Source organism: Flavobacterium aerium, from assembly GCF_030766725.1.
GTDB classification, from domain to species: domain Bacteria; phylum Bacteroidota; class Bacteroidia; order Flavobacteriales; family Flavobacteriaceae; genus Flavobacterium; species Flavobacterium aerium.
Genome location: NZ_JARQWR010000003.1, coordinates 248,452 through 268,258, shown reverse-complemented (window position 1 = coordinate 268,258; position 19,807 = coordinate 248,452). Strand labels below are relative to the sequence as shown.

Here is a 19,807-nt window from a genome sequence, read left to right as displayed (position 1 = left end):
GTAGAATAAAGTGCATAGGGTATTGACTCGATTGATGATTGAAATCTCGAAATGCGGAATCTATTTTTGCTCTAATTTTTTGATGCGTTCTACGGCATTACTATTTGCTGGGTCCAATTCCAGAGAGCGTTTGTAATTTTGAAGAGCCAATTCTTTATTTTTAAGATTTTCGTATGTTTCTGCTAGACTATCATAAGTATTACCACTTTTAGGAAATAGGTGAACATTCAATTTGAAAATTTCGAGTGCTTCAGTTTTTTTGTTACTTCTCAATAAAGTGTAGCCCCAATTATTTAATTCTCCTTCGGAGAGTTTATTTTTTTGAGAGTTTAAATCCTCGGCAACAGCAATGGCTTGATTAAAACCTCTTTGAAGTAATTGAATTCGAAGCTTTTTAATATTTCGAGGAAGTTCAAAATCCTCTGCTGCTAGTTCAGTCGGAGTATAATAAAGATTATTGAATATTTTTTCGGCAGTGTTTTCTAAATCATTTTGGGAAGAAGCACCACTACAATTCGTCAACATGATAATTCCAATATTCAATTCAGGATAAATAACACCATAGCTGGAATAACCAAATGTTCCTCCGCTATGGGATAATTTTTGTACACCTTCTGAAGTTGTATTGATACGCCAATATAATCCAAGAGCAAAGCTTTCAGAATCTCTCCAAGTCACTTGATGAGATAAGTGAGCAATATCGTTTTTTTCGTTCAAATGAAACTTTAAATACTGAAGCATATCCGTAGTTGTAGCGTATATACCACCAGCAGCTATTACATTGGACGGAATAGGAGGCATTATCTTAAAATTGGAATTATAGCCAGCAATTAAATTAGGATTATTTCTGTTGGGATTGATTTCTGTATTAATCATTTTTAATGGAACCGTTATATAATCTTTCAATAGTTTTGTATAGGACTTATGATATACTTTTTCTAGTATAATTCCCATCAGTTCCGTTGCAGCATTCGAATAATTATATTGAGTGCCGGGTAAAGAATTGATTTTAATTTGATGAAGATCTTTAAGAAATACATCAGTACTATAGTTCTTAGACGATGCTATAATTTGCGCAATCACGCTATCCTCAGATTTATTATTTAAATCAATATTAGGTATGAATTTTGGTAATCCCGAAGTATGACTTACCAAATGTTCTATTCGGATAGGTTGTCCATTGTATTCGAGATTTGGATATTTTTGATCCAAGTATTTTCGAATATCATCTTTCAGGTTAATTTTTTTATCCTTTAGTGCTAGTGCAACTAGTGTTCCTGCAAAAGTTTTGGAGATGGAACCAATTTCATAAGCAGTATGGTTTGTGGGTAAAATTTGTTCTCCATATTTTGTGGTACCATAATTGTAAGTATATGCTATATTGTCTTTTATGATTCCAATGGAAAGGGCAGTATTGCCATTATCCTTCATGTACAATAAGGCAGCTTTTTGGACAAACTGGTCTAATTCACTTTGTAAAGGATTGTCCGTAGGAATAGTTTGTGCTTGACTATAAAAGTGAAGGAATAATAAAAAGAATAGGGCTGTTTTTTTCATAATTAAAAGTCTTTTTAATTATGACGGCTTAAAAAATAAAATGTTACAGTTATTTGAAAATAAATTATTTAGGAAGTATTTTATTTAAAATTATAGGCTTGCCTGAAATGGTTAGGAAGTATGAAGTTCATCTGTATTTTATTCCATTTTTCAGCAAGCCTATGTAATTTAGAGGCTGTAAGTTCATGGTGTTTTGAATTCAATTATACAGTTAGTTAAACAATACTTATAAAATCGTTTATTTTGTTTTTCTATGGAGTATAAAATTACTATGATTTTTTCAATTATACTACTGATAATGAATAAATTATAAGATTATTTTAACAAATAAGGTTCAAAAATGAGTTTTATGCTTCAAAAGAGATGCGGTAGAATTTTAAATTTTGAAGAAAGTTGTTATTTTTGAGAACAATCAAAATTAAAATTAAGGAGATGAATCATAAGATAATGCGTATTCAGGAGTCAGAATACCTAGAAGTAGTTACGGTATGGGAAGCATCCGTACGAGCAACACATCATTTTTTAGACGAAGCCGATATAGCGTTTTACAGACCTTTGATTCTAAATGAATATTTGAAAATGTTAGAACTCGCTTCTATTCGAAATGATAACAATGAAATCATGGGTTTTATAGGAATAGCCGAAGACAAATTGGAAATGCTTTTTATTCATCCAGACAGTCGAAGCAAAGGAATCGGAAAAGAGTTACTTCGATATGCTATTGAAAAAATGAAAGTCACTAAAGTTGATGTTAACGAAGAGAATGAGCAGGCTGTAGGTTTCTACAAGTACTTTGGTTTTATAACTGTCGATCGTTCTGCTATCGACGGACAAGGAAAAGCTTATCCTTTACTCCATATGGAATTAGAATAAAAATAAGCGCTATGTACAACTTGTACATAGCGCTTATTTTTTTATTTAAAATGTTTTAAAGCTTCCCTTTTGCTTAAAGGTTTTAATGGCGTAGAATCGACAAAATCTAAGACAGCCTTGGAATTTTTTTTAGCATATTCTCTCAGTGCCCAACCTATTGCTTTTTGAATGAAAAACTCGTTTGAACTAGCATGTTTCATACATTCGGAAAATAGCAACGCTGGATTTGTATGTTCTTTGTAACCCAATTGAAATAAGATAGCCGATCGATTCAGCCACATATTGGTATGATTCGAGAACCGCTCTATCACCGTAGAAACTTCTTCGGGATACAACATTAAATAATTACCGAGAATATCCTTGGCAGTAGCATCAACTGTATCCCACCATGAATTGTGTGTAATTAGAATTTCAATGTTACCAATGTCTTTCTTCTGGTATTTATTCTTTAGCGTTTTACTAATGATTTCTACAGCACAATAATGGCATTCTCGCTCTTTGTTCTGGAATAAAGCAAGGGCAATTCCCCATGGATTTTCATTGATTTCTTTTGAATGCTCTTTCCAAATGGCTTTCAATAAAGCTTTGCGTTGTTCCGATTTAATACCATAAAAAGCAAAACGATTTTTCATGTAATTTGCCATTGGAATGGCATTCGCTTCAGAAGCATTTTGCTGAAAGGCAAGTTTTAAATCACTACAGAATCCCATCGAAGTTCTATTTAGAATCCTACTGCTTTATCATCACCTCTTTTATCGGCGCCACCTTCCAGTTTTTTATTCGGTAAAACCAAAATAGCATCCACTTTACCAATGATAGGATTGTCTTTTTCATTGATGTTATACCCTTTTTGTTTCAGCTCATTTAATGTTTTCGCATCAAAACCATTCGGTTCAAAGGTTACTTCATCTGGTAACCATTGGTGATGGAAACGAGGAGCATCAACAGCTTCCTGCATGCTCATATTGAATTCATATACATTCAGAATTGTTTGTAAAACGGAAGTGATAATCGTAGAACCACCCGGTGTTCCCACAACCATATATAATTGTCCATGCTTTTCTACAATAGTAGGAGTCATAGAACTCAACATTCTTTTTCCTGGTGCTATGCTGTTGGCTTTGGCACCAATTAAACCATATAGATTAGGGATGCCTGGTTTGGCACTGAAATCATCCATTTCATTATTTAGGAAAAACCCTAATTCATCACAATATAATTTACAACCATAATTATCATTTAAAGTAGTGGTCACTGCTACAGCATTACCATCTTTATCAACAATCGAGTAATGTGTAGTTTCTTTACTTTCGTGAAATTGAATGACACCATGCGCAATATCGGAAGATAAAGTAGCTTTCTCAAAAGAGAAATTATTCATACGGTTCTTTAGATAATTACGATCCATCAATTCGTTTGTTGGATTTTTTACAAAATCTGGATCACCCAAAAAATAATTACGATCGGCATACGCTCTACGTTCCGCTTCTGTAATTACCTGAATGGTTTTAGTAGAATTATGTCCAGTAATTCCGATATCATATGTTTCAATCATTTGAAAAATCTGAGCCATAGTAATTCCTCCACTACTTGGAGGTGGCATCGAAATAATTTTTAATTCCTTATAATTGAAAGTGATAGGATTACGCCATTTTGCTTCGTATTGCTTCATGTCGTCTAGTGTGATAATACCACCTTTAGTCTTCACATAATTTACAAATTTTTGAGCGGTTTCTCCTTCATAAAATTCTTTTTTACCATTTTGTACAATCCTTTTTAAGGTTTGTGCTAAGGCAGGATATTTTATAGTATCATTTTTTTTGAAAGTTTGAGAAAACAAAGAAGAAGGGCCATTGGCTTTAACGAAAACATCATGATAAGTAGCCAAGCTCTTTTCCTGATCTTTTGTAACAATAACACCACGCTCTGCTAAAGCAATTACTGGTTTTAAAATTTCTTCTATAGGAAGAGAACCTAGTTTTTTGTGAACTTCAAACAATCCTGCAATGGTACCAGGAATTCCAACAGCAAATGCAGTTTCTGTACTTTTGCCCGGAATAATATTTCCGTTCTCGTCTTGGAACATTTTTGCTGAAGCTGCCAAAGGAGCTTTTTCTCTATAGTCCAAAGAACCAATTTCACCATTTGCTTTGCGGTACACCATAAATCCACCACCACCAAGATTTCCAGCACTTGGATATGCAACGGCCAAGGCCAATTCGGTTCCTATCATGGCATCATAAGCATTTCCGCCTTTGCGCATAATTTCTGCTCCGATAGCGGAGGCTTCTTCACGAGCGGAAACTACAATAACATGATCGGTTACTAAACCAGTAGGTTGTACAGTTTGTCTCTCTGTTTTACAGGCGATGAATAAGAAAAGGAGGAGTACGGGGGTAATGTTTTTCATAAAGTATTAAATTTTTCAAGAGTATGAGCGCGTAATTCTTCGAAGAATTCAGTAAATTCTTTTTCAAAATCATCGTAGAATTCAACTAATTCGGTAGTAGCAAAACGCATTTTGGATGTGTTTTTTGTTCTCGAATCCATTTGCGTTAAAATATGTTTGAGACCATCTACAGTATGGTAAATATAAAGCCAATTTTCCTGTTTCATATACGGCAATAAATTTTGTGTTTTTGCTGTAAGAATAGGATAATGATCATCCAGTGTACGGTAAAATTTTGCTGCAAAATTTTGCAAAGGTATATTGGAATAATTCGACCAATTTTTGGCTAAAAAATGATCGTAAAATACATCAATAATTACTCCCGAATAATGACCGTAATTAGCATGCAACCGCTTTGTACTTTGCCTAAAAAGAGGATGTGCATCCGTGAAAGTGTCAATCGCACGGTGGAGTATAATACCTTTTTGAATTTCCGGATCAAATTGATCCAGTTGTTTTCCTCGAATTCCATCGGCCATAAAGTTGCCAATTTCCACCATAGGATTGTTGTCGGATAGATAAATATGTGCTAGAAAATTCATTCGTACAAATTACGGAATAGTATTTAAATATGTAGAATGAAAAAGCATGTTTTTTTATCATCAAAAGTATAGTGAGTCATCCGGTAATTCAAAGTGGAAGCAATAAGGAATACTAGATTTAGAATTAAATCTTAACTTTTTAACATTTAGAAAAATTTTAATCAAAGACTCGTATATTTGTTTTTTATAAAATTAGAAGATGACATTAATAAAATCAATATCAGGAATTAGAGGAACAATTGGTGGAAAAGTAGGAGACAATCTTACTCCAATTGATGCAGTGAAGTTTGCAGCAGCATACGGAACATGGCTAAAGGATTATGCTAAAAAAGAAAAACTGACAGTAGTTATTGGTAGAGATGCCCGTATTTCTGGTCCAATGATTCATAATTTAGTAGTAAATACTTTAGTAGGATTGGGAATTGATGTAGTAGATTTAGGATTATCAACCACACCAACAGTGGAAGTAGCTGTACCGCTAGAAAAAGCAGATGGTGGGATTATATTAACGGCAAGCCATAATCCAAAACAATGGAATGCCTTGAAATTATTGAATGAAAAAGGAGAATTCCTAAATGGAGAAGAAGGAGCGAAAATTTTAAATATTGCCGAAAATGAATTGTTTGATTTCGTAGATGTAGACAATCTAGGCACGGTTACAGAAAATGATGCTTACATGGATATTCATATTGATGAGGTATTGAATTTACCTTTAGTGGATATTGAAGCTGTGAAAAAAGGAAAGTTTAAAGTTGTAGTAGATGGAGTGAACTCTTCGGGAGGAATTATTATTCCGAAGCTATTAGAGCAAATGGGCGTTGAGGTTGTGCGATTATATTGTGAACCCAATGGGCATTTTCCACACAATCCAGAACCGTTAAAAGAACATCTTACGGATATTTCTGAATTGGTAGTGAAAGAAAAAGCAGATTTAGGAATTGTGGTTGATCCAGATGTGGACCGTTTAGCTTTTATTGCTGAAGATGGAGAAATGTTTGGAGAAGAATATACTTTGGTTGCTTGTGCAGATTATGTTTTAAGTAAAACTCCAGGGAATACAGTTTCAAATATGTCATCTTCTCGTGCTTTACGCGATGTGACAAATATTCACCATGGTACTTATGAAGCTAGTGCAGTAGGAGAGGTGAATGTTGTAGAATTAATGAAAAAGAACAACGCCATCATTGGAGGTGAAGGTAATGGAGGTATTATTTATCCTGAATTACATTACGGACGTGATTCATTAGTAGGAGTGGCTTTGTTTTTAACGCATCTGGCCAATAAAAAAATGTCAGTTTCTGCTTTGAGAGCTTCCTATCCAGAATATTACATGAGTAAAAATAAAATTGAATTGACTCCTCAAATTGATGTTGATGCAATTCTTGAAGCCATGACAGCAAAATATAAATCAGAAAATATTTCAACAGTGGATGGAGTAAAGATTGATTTTGCAGAAGAATGGGTTCATTTAAGAAAATCGAATACAGAACCTATTATCCGTATTTATACAGAAGCTTCTACTCAAGCAGCAGCCGATAAGCTTGCTTTGAGAATTATAGATGAGATTAAAGTAATCGCAGGAATCTAAAGATACGATGCCCGACAGTGTACTGTCGGGCATTTTTTATAGTGAATAGCATGAGAAAAAGACTTTGTACTACCGCGATTTTTATAGTATTAACCATTACTGTCCAAGCGCAGAAGATGAAAACTAAAGCCGAAAAATTTACAAAAGCCGAAAAAGAACTGATTCAATTGGGAACCGGTATGATGCATATTATACAAGTCACAGATCCTAAGGAATTGGTTGTATTGAAAACAGTATCTACTGATGTTAGACCTGATGAGGAATTGATTAAGCTATTGAGTGAACGCATGCTTTTATCGATGAATGATCCAGCAAATCCTGGTATTGGTATCGCAGCCCCACAATTGGGAATCAACCGTAATGTTGTTTGGGTAACCCGTTTTGATAAAGATGATGAACCCGCAGAATTATACCTCAATCCAAAAATCACGTGGTATTCAGATTTTCTTCGTAAAGGAAAAGAAGGTTGTTTGTCTATTCCCGATATTCAGGATAATGTATTGAGAAGTTACGCCATTAAGATTTCGTATATGGATGTTTCAGGGAATGAAAAAGAAGAAATGATAGAAGGTTTTACAGCCGTAGTATTTCAACATGAAATCGATCATTTAAATGGGATTCTGTTTACAGATCGTCTTTTGGAACAAGCCAATTTAGAATTAATCCCAGCCAATGATGAAATGGAACTTTTCTTAAAAAAGAGCGCTAAAAAAAGGAGATAATCCCAATAATTCCTAATCGAACCAACGAGACAGTATTTGGTTTTTTTTGTTAAATAAAAACAACAAAATCAGAATTAACAACCGTCACTATTTTCATTTGTATAAAAAAGCATAAATTTGCTTCAAACATATTGCCTAATGAACACAGCAGATACAATATTACAAACCGAATTGGAAGTTTATTTTCAACAGTTTAGAAAAAATATTATCGGTATAGACCAAGATTTTGTTTCACCTTATGGGAAAAAGAAAATTATCTATACAGATTGGACTGCAAGCGGTAGATTATATCGACCAATTGAAGAAAAATTAATGAATCAATTTGGTCCATTTGTAGCCAATACACATACAGAAACTACAGTTTCAGGTACTGCAATGACTATGGCATACCACCAAGCCAGAAACATTATTAAGAAACACGTGAACAGTAATGAAGACGATGTTTTAATTGTAGATGGTACAGGAATGACAGGAGTAATCAATAAGTTTCAACGTATTTTAGGATTGAAAGTTCCTGAAAATCTAAAAGCGTATACTCAGGTTCCAGAAGAAAAAAAACCTGTAGTTTTTATCTCTCACATGGAGCATCATTCAAACCAAACTTCTTGGCTTGAAACGATTGCCCGTGTAGAAGTAATTCCAGCCTGTGAGCAAGGATTACTTTGTTTAAAAAGTTTTGAAAAACTATTGGAACAATATAAAGATTGTACGCTAAAAATAGCTTCAATCACTGCCTGTTCGAATGTGACAGGAATTAGAACGCCCTATTATGAAGTGGCCAAATTGATTCACAAGCACAATGGTGTTTGTTTTGTTGATTTTGCTTGTTCTGCACCTTATGTAGCGATTGATATGCATCCAGAAGATCCAGAAGCTTCACTAGATGCAATATTCTTTTCTCCTCATAAATTCCTTGGTGGACCAGGAACTTCAGGAGTATTGGTATTCAATAAAAAATTATATAAAAATATGATTCCAGATTGTCCTGGAGGAGGAACCGTAAGCTGGACGAATCCTTGGGGAGAACATAAATATCTGGAGAATATAGAAGAAAGAGAAGATGGTGGAACACCGGGTTTCCTTCAAGTAATTAAAACAGCCTTAGCGATTCAATTGAAAGAGCAAATGGGTGTTGAAAATATCTTAAAGAGAGAACATGAAATTATTGATTTTGTCTTTTCTGAATTGAATGATAAAGAAAATATTATACTTCTTGCTCCACAACATCAAGATCGTTTAGGAGTAGTTTCCTTCTTTATCAATGATTTACATTTTAATTTAGGTGTGAAAATTTTGAATGACCGTTTTGGTATTCAAACCCGTGGAGGATGCAGTTGTGCAGGAACTTATGGTCACTTCCTATTGCATGTAGATCAAGAAACATCACATTCATTAGTAGATCAAATTACGTTAGGTGATTTGATTAAAAAACCAGGATGGATTAGAATGTCAATTCACCCAACAACATTAAATGAGGAAATTCAGTTTGTATGCGATAGTATAAAAGCTTTAGCCGAAAACCATCAGGAATGGGCAAAAGAGTACACTTACAATAAAGTAACGAATGAATTTGTGCATATTAATTATGCGCCTACAGAAAAAGAAATGGTTAAGCAGTGGTTTGAGCTTTAGGATCTGCCTTACGGTGTTTCCAACGCTTGTGCGTCCATAAATAATAAGCTGGAGCTTCATGTATTTGTTGCTCCAGTAGTTTTAAATAAGCCTCGCTAATTTCGTAATTCGGAATTGCTTTAATATTACCTTCTACAGGAATAAAAGTAGCCTGATAATGTCCTCTTTTTACTTTTTCCGTTTTCACAAATAATACATTCATATCCATTCTTTTGGCCAACATTTCTGCTCCTGTATGAATGGGAACATAAATACCCATGAAATTTGCCCAATGAGTAGTACGATGTAATTTTGGAGATTGATCGGTTACAAAACCATAAAAACCTAGAATCCCTTTCTGCTGATTTTCTTTAATAACCTGAATGGATTCCTTAGCATCAATAAGCTTTGCATTAAACTTTGATCTTATTTTATGTACTAAACGATCAAAGTATTTATTTCGAATGCGTTTATAAATTCCATAACCCTGAAATTTCATTTTAGTATTTGCTACTAATAACCATTCATAACTTGCATAATGAGCACAGACAAAAGAAACGCTTTTTTGTTTGGCTTCCATTTCAGCAATAGCTTCTACATTGGTGAAAACAAAACGTTTATTGATTTCTTCGTGTGTTATAGTCATTGTTTTAATCATTTCTAAGAAAGTATCACAGAAATGATGGTAAAAGTCTTTTTCAATTTTGCGTCTTTCTGCAATCGAAAGATTCGGTAATGCCATAGCGATATTGTCTCGAACGGTTCTTTTTCGATAACCAATGATGCGATAAATGAGGATATAAATACCATCTGATAACATATAAAGGAGTCTAAATGGAAGTATAGAAATACACCAAAATATAGGATAGAGAAGGATATAAGCGAGTAATTGCATTCGTATTCAAATTTTTTACAAATATACTTTTTATTCTAATGCAACTATTTTGATTTTTGATAGGATATTTCTTTAAATGCACTGAAAGTTTCACTTGCATTCTGTAATTTTACATACCAATAAAACAATTCAAAGCTTTACCATGGACATTATTTTAATTATTATCATTGCCCTAAACGTACTAATCAGTTATAAAGGTTTTAACGATATGTCATTTTTCAGAAAATATGAATTTCATATCGGTAGTATTCGTGCAGGAGAACAAATCAGAATGATATCCTCAGCATTTTTACATGTCGATATGATGCACTTGATATTTAATATGCTAACGCTTTATTTCTTTGCACCAGTAGTGATTAGTTATTTAGGTGGATTCTCTTTCATTATGATTTATATAGGAAGTTTAGTTTTTGGAAACCTATTAACACTATGGTTTCATAAAGACGAATATTCTTATAGAGCAGTAGGAGCCTCTGGAGCAGTAACAGGAGTATTGTACTCTGCTATTTTATTACAGCCCGAATCAAGCATCTATTTATTCTTTATCCCAATTCCAATTCCGGCGTATATTTTTGGTATTGTATATTTATTGTATTCTATCTACGGAATGAAAGCAAAGAATGATAATATTGGACATACTGCCCACTTTGGTGGTGCAATAGGAGGATATTTAATAACTTTAACTAAAAATCCCCATATGTTAACAGATAATACCTTTATGGTTGTTATTTTAGCTTTGCCTATTGTCCTGTTGTTTATCCTCGCGAAAGCTGGTAAGCTATAATGGCACAACTTTTGTATTTCCCAGTTCAAACATTTATATAACAGAATTTAAAATCCCACTTATGAAAAAATTATTCCTAATCTTATTTACCATGACTATGACATTCGCTAATGCTCAAGATCTAAAACAAGTACCGCAAATTACAGTTTCTGGTGAAGGTATCATCAAAGTAACTCCAGACAATGCTCAGATTATTGTGAGTGTTGAAACAACAGGAAATGAAGCTACAGATGTAAAAAAGAAAAATGATATCGCTATTGAAGCTGTTGTGAAATTCATCAAAAAAATGAATTTACCAAAAGAAGATGTTCTTACTCAACAAGTTTCTTTAAACAAACAATACGATTACGAGAAAAAGAAAAATTACTATAATGCAACTCAAACGATCAACATTGAATTGAAAGACTTATCTAAATATGAGGCTTTAATGAATGGATTGGTAGAAGCTGGAATCAACAAAATTGAAAAAGTTGAATTCAAATCTTCTAAAATTGAGCAATTAGAATCAGAAGCTAGAAAAAAAGCAATCTTGAATGCAAAACATAAAGCAGAAGATTTCGCTGGAGCTTTAGGTCAAAAAATTGGAAAAGCAGTATTGATTAGTGATAACTCACAAACAAACTACCCAAGACCAATGTATGCTTCAATGAAAATGGTAGCAGGAGATAGCAGTATGCCAAGAGAAACATTAGCTGTTGGTGATATTGATGTAACAGGAAATGTAACGGTAAGTTTTTTATTGAACTAATCACAGTACTAGAATAGAGAAAAGGCGATCCATTTGGATCGCCTTTTTTTATGCATATAAGCGATATAATATACTTTTATAGATTAGCTATAGCAGTATTCGATTTTTAGTAAAGAATGCTTTTAAAAGCACTTCATTACAACGTGAATAATAAACTAGAAAATAAGCTTGAAATTAAGGCATAAAAAAACCCGAACATTGCTGTTCGGGTTTGATGTGGGGAGAGTAGGATTCGAACCTACGAAGGTTTCCCAGCAGATTTACAGTCTGCCCTCGTTGGCCGCTTGAGTATCTCCCCGATACCTTGCTGGTTCAGCGTTTTCCGCTTAACGAGGTTGCAAATATAGGACTGTTTTTTAATTATACAAACAATTTTTAGAGATTATTTTTAGATAATTTTCATGCCGGTATTTAACTTATTGGGAGTGAATAAAATAAAAAAATCTCCACTAGGGAGATTTTTTAAAAAAAGATGTTTTTTAGTGCAAAAATTAGATTGCTAACAGTTCTTTTACTTTATTTTTTAGTTCTTCACCTCTTAAATCTTTACCTACAATTACTCCATTAGCATCTAAGATGAACATTTGAGGAATAGATTTTACATTGTATTGTGTAGCGATTGGATCTTGCCAAAATTTTAAATTAGAAACTTGAGTCCAAGTTAATTTATCATTTGCAATAGCTTCTTTCCATTTTGCAGCATCACCTTCTTTATCTAAAGATACTCCGATAATGTTTAAACCTTTATCGTGGAACTCATTGTAAAGAGCCACAACATTAGGGTTTTCTTTTCTACATGGACCACACCAAGATGCCCAGAAATCGATGATTGTAACTTTACCTAATGATTCTTTTAAAGAAACCATTTTTCCTTCAGGATTTGGTGCACTAAATTCTGGAGCAGCTTTACCAACTTCAACAGTTGTAGCAGATCCTAGTTTTTCTTTAATAGATTTTCCTGGTTTAGTGTTTTTCAAATCAGAAGAAAGTGTGTTGTAGTATTTCTCAATCACCTTTACATCAGCTGTTGGGCTATTGAATAATCCTTCAATTAACAATACAGAAATGAATGATTTTGGATGTGTTTCAATATAAGTATTAGATTGACCTTCTAGTTCTTTTTGGAAACCAGTGTATTCTTTTCTTAATTGATTAATTACAACAGTATCGTTACTTTGTTGTGCTTTAGTCATTTTCTCAGTATTCACTTTTTGGAATTCCATCATTCTTTTTTGAACTTTCATTCCAGCAGCGTTGAACTGTGCTAACTCATCATTATTATAAGTACCAGAAACTTTACTTGTGTTAACGCTATCTTTGTAAACAACAATTTTGATTTCACCATTTTCTAAGATGAAAGGTACTTTTCCATTTACTGCATCAACTTGAATTAAATGGATTTCTGGTTCAGTAGATTTTCCAATAAATTTAAATGTTCCGTTTTCTACTTTAACAGTATCAACCGGTACTAGACCCATATCTCCTGGTTTTTCAAGAATAACCATTTTACCATTTTCTACACCTGTTACCGTTCCAGTAATCACATATTCGTTTTCAGATGCTTTATTACAGGACACTAAAATAGCCGTAAAAGAAGCTAACAAAAGAATTTTTTTCATTTTCAAATTAAAATTTATCGTTTTAAGAAACAAAAGTATTTAAAAATCAGGCGCAATGACAATTTTTAAAACTAAAATTTTGTTATTATTTGTCGATAAAGACTTTACTTAAACTTTACGTAGATTATATTTTTTTAAACTACTGATTAACAGGTTTTTATTGAATAATGAAATTTATTGATTTTTATAATTTTAACATAAATACAACTAACAAAACAGTGGAATTATGATATAATATGCGTTTTAAGAATAAATTGTCAATAAATTAAGTTAATCAATTGCAGTCATTTTCTAGATAATACCCATTATTCATTATAAAAAGATGATAATTATACATAATAAGATATATAATAAATAAAGAGATGGAAAAAATAAACGAAAGAACGAATTAATTCGTGTTGTCGTTTGTTCATTTTTTGAATAAGCATAACTAAATATAATCGCAATTGAAGTTAGAAAAATTGAGATATATCCAGAGATGATAATCATTTCTATAAAAGTATTATAGGGTAATGTAGGCAGGAGTGATGAGGTATAGAAATTAAACGTAACCATGGTTAACATTAAAGTGAACGAAATACTCAACTGATTCGCAAAATCTTTTACCCAGAATACTAGCCATGAAGCGACAATAAGGATCCCTATTGGTAAAATAACTTTCCAGAGATAATAACCAATTTTACGTTGTGCGTAAATTTCAAAATTACAACGGGAAAATAATTCTGCCTTTTTTGCATCAATACTAAGATGATTGTAAGCCATGTCATTCACATAATCTTTCGTACCCAGTATCGTCCATTCTTCCATATATGACTCATCCAGTTTTTCTGGAAAAAGTTTTGGATTTACAAACAACAAATCATTTTTTGCTAATGAAAAGGATTCCAATTGAAGTGTAAAGCATTGTTTATCATTTGGGTATTTATGAAAATCCATTGGAGTGGTAAACATACCATGAAAGCGCTCATTGTAGGTCAATTGTCCATTAGGATTTATGATTAATCGTCTATTAATAATTTCTCGATTTCCAAGAATATTAATGAATTCAAAAGAAGGAACAGCAATGTTTTTAGGAAATTCTTCATTCTCATAAATAATACGTTCTTCTGGAATTTGATATTCTTGACCTGAAAATGATTTTGGATTATGCCAAGATAATACCAAATAGGCATCAATTAGATAGGTCTGATTTACAGAATTAATATCATAAATCTTATTAAGATGAATAGACACAGTTACTACAATAGGCCCTGTGGTATTGTCTTTTGTTTTTTTAGTTTGCTTTAAAGTCGAAGCATTTGCAAAAGCAAAGCAAATTAAGAAGAAGTATATAAACTTTGTTTTCATAATGGCAATAGAATAACATTAGGTATTGAAGCTTAGTTTTTCATAGGCTGTAATGATATCATTACTCAGAATTTCGGCCATTCTTGGACTGAAATTTTCTTTAACAACAACTCGAATTAGAATTTCATTTTCTAGATTTTGAGGCATTTTATAGGCCGGTAACATCCAGTTTTTGGCTCGAAGCTGTGTAACTAAAGCTTGTATATCCACTACATCAGAATTCTTTAGTTGGAAGGCAACTACAGGTAAGGTTCGATCATCTATTATTTTAAAATAACCAGACTGTTCTAATTCCTGTCGAAGTATATTGGCTGTAGTACAACATTGCGAAATGATTTTCTCATATCCTTCTATACCATGTTGCAAGAGGGTAAAATATTGGGCTAGAATCATAGAGGAACCTTTTGAGAAATTCAAAGTGTAGGTTTCTATTGGCTCTACTAAATAATGGGAGCTAAAAATTAATTCCCGAGGAAGTGCTGTTTGATCTCTAAAGATGAGCCATCCAACACCAGGATATACCAAGCCGAATTTATGCCCCGATAAATTAATTGTACGGACGAGAGGCAAACGAAAATCCCATTTCAGCATCTTTGTTTCTGGTAAAAAAGGTAAGATAAAACCTCCAATTGCTGCATCTACATGAATCCCAATATCCCAACCATTTTCCTGATTTAGGATGCTAAGTCGATGATTTAGTTCCTGAATGGGGTCAATGCTTCCAGTATAGGTATTTCCTGCAACTGCGCCTACGCAAATAGTATTCTTATCGATGTTTTTTAGAATTTCTTCTATTGGGTAATCATTAAAAGATTTAATAGGGATTTTACGAGGTTCAACATCAAAATAAAGAGCAAACTTATCCCAACATACATGTGCATTACTACTGTATACAATATTTGGACGGGCTGTGGATCTATTATTTGCTTGTTGTCTTTTTTTCCAATGCCACTTATGAGCAAGTAATGCCAATTCTACTGCTTCAGACGATCCGATTGTTGCTGTTCCTACTGGAGTTAACTGTGCAGGAGCATGGAGCATAGCCGATAGCATAGTAACCACTCGATCATGGATTTTTTTCGTTTGTTGATATTCTGAAAAATCAATAAAATTTTTACCAATCTGATCCATAATCAGTTTATCAGCATAAGGATCCATTAATGTCGTTGTAAAACTCCCTAAATCCAGATGTATGTTACCATCCATAGTAAGTTCTTCACAAATTTTGCGATACGCCTGGGCAGCATCGATTCCTTTTTCAGGAAAATTTTCAGAAAAGGAGAGGATATCATGTTTCATGGGAGTAGAAATTAAAAATTAATGAGGAAAGAAATATCCCTAGAGTTGAACTAGGGATATTTAATACAAGAATTATTGATTTATAAAGCGTTGATTGGATTCTATTTTGTTGCTAGGATTTAGAGCAGAAATATTCTTCCCATTATTAGTAGCACTCAGAATTATTTCCTGTAAAGAGCTTCCATGATAAGCCACATAACCTTCTACTAAGCCATAAGCTTTGATATTCGTTTGTTTGATTAACACAGGATTTCCTTTGCCTAAAGCAATATTGTGAATAGCCAGACGCTCAATTTTTTGAATATCCTCCTGAATTACTCCAGTGATATTTTCTTGCACTAATTGCAATTCACATTTTACAATCTCTTTTAGTAAAATAGTCGGACATGCAGTATTAGGATACAATTGGGTAATTTCTTCCTCATTGAAAACCATGGAAGAATGTCTGAAACCACCAATGTAAAAGTTCGTTTCAATCTGTGGATTGACACGTTGACTCTCAGCGTATTTTAACCAATGGTTATCTGATTTAAATTCATCACGAGCATCAAATCGAGCAGAGTAATAAATTACTTTGAATAGATTTTTTTTACCACTAGAAGTCGCAATGTAATTCAACATGTACAATATTGGATTGTCCTTGAAAGCCTTTTCTGTTTCTAAGCCAAGGATATCATTACCTTTATGTCCAGCTACTGGATCAACAGCAATGATTTTGATTTTTTGAATTGGACTCCCTTTTAAGGTTTGTCCTGATTTACAAGATGCATATAGCGCCGTTATAAATCCTAATAATCCTACTGCAGCCCCACGACTGTGTCCACCAACGACTAATTCGACTTCTTTGTCTTTTACTGGATCTACTTCATCCAAAAGCTTAAAGTAATGCTCTAGTTGCGCCAACTGATGTTTCTCTTTATAACCATAGATTTGATCATGTCCCAATTCTGTTTTTTTTATGAAACCCATAAACCATTCTGTCCAACTATTGGTTTTATAATTACCTGCTAGTTGACTTTCTTCGCGATTTTTTGGTGTTCCTAAACCATCAACATAAGCAGTTTTAATTGTAGCGCTTGAAGTGATATTGAAGAAATTCTTCATATGTTCTGCTGTGGTACCTGTTCCTGCGTACCATAAAAAAAGTTTTTTCATTTTTAGAAATTTTAAAAGGTTAGAATTTGAATTTGTTTTTTAAATCAGAAAGTCCATTTGCGCTGACACAGCAAATACCTAGAGCATCAACAAAAGAGCCTGATCTTCCAGTAAAACCTGCAAAATTCATTTTGTTAGGTACTGTAAAAGTGAAGTTGGTATGACCTCCAGGACCTCCAAAAGTGTATTTTTTCCCGAGGTTAGTTTCGAAAATAATACTGTCAATGTAACTGCCATAACGACCTGATACTTTCGTGATACATTCCTCTTTGGCTAACTTTAAGATTTGCTCTGTACCACCATTACCACCACATTTTGCAGTTCGTTCTTCTTTTCCATTGGCATCGGTATAAGCTATTTGTATAGCATCAATCCAAGAACCAGATCGGATGATTATTGCAGTAGTTTCACCTTCGGCAATGATTGTGAAATTGTTACCACCTATTCCGCCACTTGGGCCGAATTTTTCAATTTGTAAGCTCATAAGAAAATAATTTAAGGGTTAATTGTTTTAGAAAACAGCGATGATTGCTGTGATTTTTTGAATGATTTTTTTTGAAATTTGATAAAGTAGATCACCTGATAATCCGCCAATAAGAGCTGCGATGAAGTGATTTAATAGATAATTTTGTGTCAGGGAGGGATCAAGAATATGACTCTCAGTAAAGAAGATTCCACTGAGTATTCCGAGAAATAGCCCAATCCAGTAATAGGGAATATGATTCGTTGTTAAGGTTGCCTCTCGAACTTGTTTTAATAGCTTTAATAAAAAATAGATTAATGCTCCCAAGCTGGCTGAGATAATAGTATAGCTCCAGTTTGCAATCGAAATACTAACATCATTGTAGGGTATTTGCGTACCCGTATTTTCAATTACTATTTCACTGAAATAAAGACCAAAAACCATTAGTAGAATAGTAACCATTAGTAATATCGTGAAATAACGTACCAATGGTATTTTAAAGAAATTTACTTTTGAATCTTCCTGATATTGATTGAGATAAATAATTCCTTTTGCCGTTGCTGGTTCTATCGTTTTTTGAAGGAGATTGTATAACACTACCCGATGAGAAAGTGTACTACTATTGAGTAATGCTCCAATTTCTGCGGTTATTTTTTTTCCTTTTTGCAGGCAATAGTGTAACATCTGTTCGATATCAATGTTTAAATTTTCCTGAAACTCAGCGTCATAATCAGTTGGCTTAGAAGAGGAATGTGCGACCATTATTTTGGGTACAGCATCTTGTTCTTCATAGACTTCTTCGGATGTCTCAATCGCATAAGCTGATCGATTTTTAATCTTTTCATAAATTGCATTCATGATATTTTGTATTAAGTGAGTGAAAAAGCAAAAATTAAAGGGTTACACCTGTATAGAAATCCAGCAGTTTTGCCAGTGTGATGACTTCGTATTTTAAGGCGATTAATTTCAAAGCATTTTCTTTATCCCAACTGCGCGTAGCCATATAGTCTTCATAGGAAACAGCCTGTAATAAAAATCGTTCTTCGGTATCACTAAATAATTCTTCTGTTTTGTTATAGGATTGTGCCGATTGAATAAAAAGAGCTTGCCTATTCTTTAAATTCTGGAGAATTAGATTGACTGTATTGTATAATTTCTCCTTCTGATTATCGAGTATAGTTTCTTGTAAATGCAGATTAATAGTAGCCCGTTGGATGTTTGCTTTCTGGCTTTTAAGATTCAGAATAGGAATGGCAATTCGGATTCCGAAGTAATGCTGTATATCGGGTTGATTTGGTAAACTATTCCAGGTATGATAGGGTGTATACTGAAAATCAATAGCGGGATAAAGATTACTTTTTGCAATAGCAATATCTTTTTGAGCAATCATCTGATCAAATAATCGACTACTGATGGATGGATCGGCTATTGTTGCTTTAGGAAAAGCATCCTCCAAAGTAGGGTAGGACACCATAAATTCTGGAATTTCGTCCACTTCAAATAATGGATCAAAAGGTAGATTCATGGTTTGTTGTAATCGTACTAAAGCAATTTCATATTGCTGTTTTAAGGATAACAATTCTTGTCCATCTTGCTCCAATAAGGCATTGAAGAATACATCATCTCGGAGTGATACATTATCATTTTCATTAAGAGTAGGTGTATCCAAGAGTAGGAGTAGTCGATTGTAAAAATCCAATAAAATAGCATACTGTTCTTTTGCAAGAAGCACATTGGTATAGGCATATAATATTTGTTCTTCTACATTATTTTGTGCAGTAGCAATTGCATATTCACTTTGCGTAATGATTAAATCGGCTTTTTGTAATTCATATTTCTTTTTGGAACCGGCAGAAATAATCGTATTAATTTCAAGACCTAAACTTGTTTGTAGTAACGACTTGTAATTGTAATCGGCTGTATACGATGGATTTAATGTAGCCTTGTATTGCGGCATGTATGAGGCGTGAATTGCTTTTTTGTCTTCTTTATATGTGGTATTTAGTACAGCAATTTCTTCCGCATCAAAACTATGTGCTCTACCATAGGTAATACATTCTTTTAAGGACCAAATGTTCTGACTTATTACGTTCGGAATAGAGCATAAGAAGCCTATACTGATTAATACAACACGTGTTTTCATGATCGAGATTTT

18 protein-coding genes and 1 tRNA gene are annotated in these 19,807 nt (G+C 33.3%); 6 read left to right on the top strand and 13 right to left on the bottom strand.

Annotated features, from left to right (window positions below):
* Positions 1-60 precede the first annotated feature (60 nt).
* Positions 61-1,557, bottom strand: coding sequence for a serine hydrolase (locus tag P6733_RS05695; RefSeq protein ID WP_306350830.1), 1,497 nt, complete (start codon positions 1,555-1,557; stop codon positions 61-63).
* Between the two features lie 432 nt (positions 1,558-1,989).
* Between P6733_RS05695 and P6733_RS05690 the strand changes: the two genes are divergently transcribed.
* A complete protein-coding gene (locus P6733_RS05690; RefSeq protein WP_306350828.1) occupies positions 1,990-2,430 on the top strand; it encodes a GNAT family N-acetyltransferase in 441 nt (146 codons plus the stop codon).
* A gap of 41 nt (positions 2,431-2,471) precedes the next feature.
* Here P6733_RS05690 and P6733_RS05685 read toward each other — a convergent pair whose 3' ends face one another.
* The 3 genes from P6733_RS05685 to P6733_RS05675 are packed head-to-tail and all read right to left on the bottom strand — an operon-like array spanning position 2,472 to position 5,421.
* Entirely contained in the window at positions 2,472-3,140 is a 669-nt protein-coding gene (locus tag P6733_RS05685; RefSeq protein ID WP_306350826.1) for a DNA alkylation repair protein, read from the bottom strand.
* Positions 3,141-3,151: 11 nt separating this feature from the next.
* A complete protein-coding gene (gene ggt / locus P6733_RS05680; protein ID WP_306350824.1) occupies positions 3,152-4,840 on the bottom strand; it encodes a gamma-glutamyltransferase in 1,689 nt (562 codons plus the stop codon).
* Positions 4,837-5,421, bottom strand: a complete 585-nt coding sequence (locus tag P6733_RS05675; protein WP_306350822.1) for an acyl carrier protein phosphodiesterase — start codon at positions 5,419-5,421, stop codon at positions 4,837-4,839. The genes ggt and P6733_RS05675 overlap by 4 nt, the downstream gene beginning before the upstream one ends.
* A 199-nt stretch (positions 5,422-5,620) precedes the next feature.
* Between P6733_RS05675 and glmM the strand changes: the two genes are divergently transcribed.
* The 3 genes from glmM (at position 5,621) to P6733_RS05660 (ending at position 9,363) form a co-directional block, all read left to right on the top strand.
* Positions 5,621-7,009 carry a phosphoglucosamine mutase gene (gene glmM, locus P6733_RS05670; RefSeq protein ID WP_306350820.1) on the top strand — a complete coding sequence of 463 codons (1,389 nt, stop codon included), beginning with the start codon at positions 5,621-5,623 and terminating at the stop codon, positions 7,007-7,009.
* Between the two features lie 116 nt (positions 7,010-7,125).
* Positions 7,126-7,731 (top strand): peptide deformylase, encoded by a 606-nt coding sequence (def, locus tag P6733_RS05665; protein WP_306350818.1) that lies wholly within the window; start codon positions 7,126-7,128, stop codon positions 7,729-7,731.
* 138 nt (positions 7,732-7,869) lie between these two features.
* A complete protein-coding gene (locus P6733_RS05660; RefSeq protein WP_306350817.1) occupies positions 7,870-9,363 on the top strand; it encodes an aminotransferase class V-fold PLP-dependent enzyme in 1,494 nt (497 codons plus the stop codon).
* On the opposite strand, the gene P6733_RS05655 is transcribed toward P6733_RS05660, so the two are convergent.
* Entirely contained in the window at positions 9,341-10,237 is an 897-nt protein-coding gene (locus tag P6733_RS05655) for a lysophospholipid acyltransferase family protein (RefSeq protein WP_306350815.1), read from the bottom strand. The two genes, P6733_RS05660 and P6733_RS05655, sit on opposite strands and share 23 nt — an antisense overlap.
* Positions 10,238-10,379: 142 nt before the next feature.
* Here P6733_RS05655 and P6733_RS05650 point away from each other — a divergent pair, with 142 nt between their 5' ends.
* Positions 10,380-11,021: a rhomboid family intramembrane serine protease gene (locus tag P6733_RS05650; protein ID WP_306350813.1), complete on the top strand. Its 642-nt coding sequence runs from the start codon at positions 10,380-10,382 to the stop codon at positions 11,019-11,021.
* 61 nt (positions 11,022-11,082) lie between these two features.
* On the top strand, positions 11,083-11,769 hold the full coding sequence (locus P6733_RS05645) for an SIMPL domain-containing protein (RefSeq protein ID WP_306350811.1): 687 nt from the start codon (positions 11,083-11,085) through the stop codon (positions 11,767-11,769).
* Positions 11,770-11,986: 217 nt separating this feature from the next.
* Here the strand turns inward: P6733_RS05645 and P6733_RS05640 are convergent.
* The 8 genes from P6733_RS05640 to P6733_RS05605 form a co-directional block, all read right to left on the bottom strand.
* Positions 11,987-12,067, bottom strand: a tRNA-Tyr gene (locus tag P6733_RS05640).
* Positions 12,068-12,260: 193 nt separating this feature from the next.
* Positions 12,261-13,388 carry a TlpA disulfide reductase family protein gene (locus P6733_RS05635; protein ID WP_306350809.1) on the bottom strand — a complete coding sequence of 376 codons (1,128 nt, stop codon included), beginning with the start codon at positions 13,386-13,388 and terminating at the stop codon, positions 12,261-12,263.
* Between the two features lie 312 nt (positions 13,389-13,700).
* Complete coding sequence (locus P6733_RS05630; protein ID WP_306350807.1) at positions 13,701-14,735, bottom strand: ligand-gated ion channel; 1,035 nt, start codon at positions 14,733-14,735, stop codon at positions 13,701-13,703.
* A gap of 18 nt (positions 14,736-14,753) precedes the next feature.
* Positions 14,754-16,034 carry a glutamate decarboxylase gene (locus P6733_RS05625; RefSeq protein ID WP_306350806.1) on the bottom strand — a complete coding sequence of 427 codons (1,281 nt, stop codon included), beginning with the start codon at positions 16,032-16,034 and terminating at the stop codon, positions 14,754-14,756.
* 72 nt (positions 16,035-16,106) lie between these two features.
* Positions 16,107-17,189, bottom strand: a complete 1,083-nt coding sequence (locus P6733_RS05620) for a hypothetical protein (protein WP_306350804.1) — start codon at positions 17,187-17,189, stop codon at positions 16,107-16,109.
* Between the two features lie 19 nt (positions 17,190-17,208).
* Positions 17,209-17,673 (bottom strand): jacalin-like lectin, encoded by a 465-nt coding sequence (locus tag P6733_RS05615; RefSeq protein ID WP_306350802.1) that lies wholly within the window; start codon positions 17,671-17,673, stop codon positions 17,209-17,211.
* A gap of 27 nt (positions 17,674-17,700) precedes the next feature.
* Positions 17,701-18,510 (bottom strand): hypothetical protein, encoded by an 810-nt coding sequence (locus tag P6733_RS05610; RefSeq protein ID WP_306350800.1) that lies wholly within the window; start codon positions 18,508-18,510, stop codon positions 17,701-17,703.
* Positions 18,511-18,544: 34 nt separating this feature from the next.
* On the bottom strand, positions 18,545-19,795 hold the full coding sequence (locus P6733_RS05605; protein WP_306350798.1) for a TolC family protein: 1,251 nt from the start codon (positions 19,793-19,795) through the stop codon (positions 18,545-18,547).
* Positions 19,796-19,807: the final 12 nt, after the last annotated feature.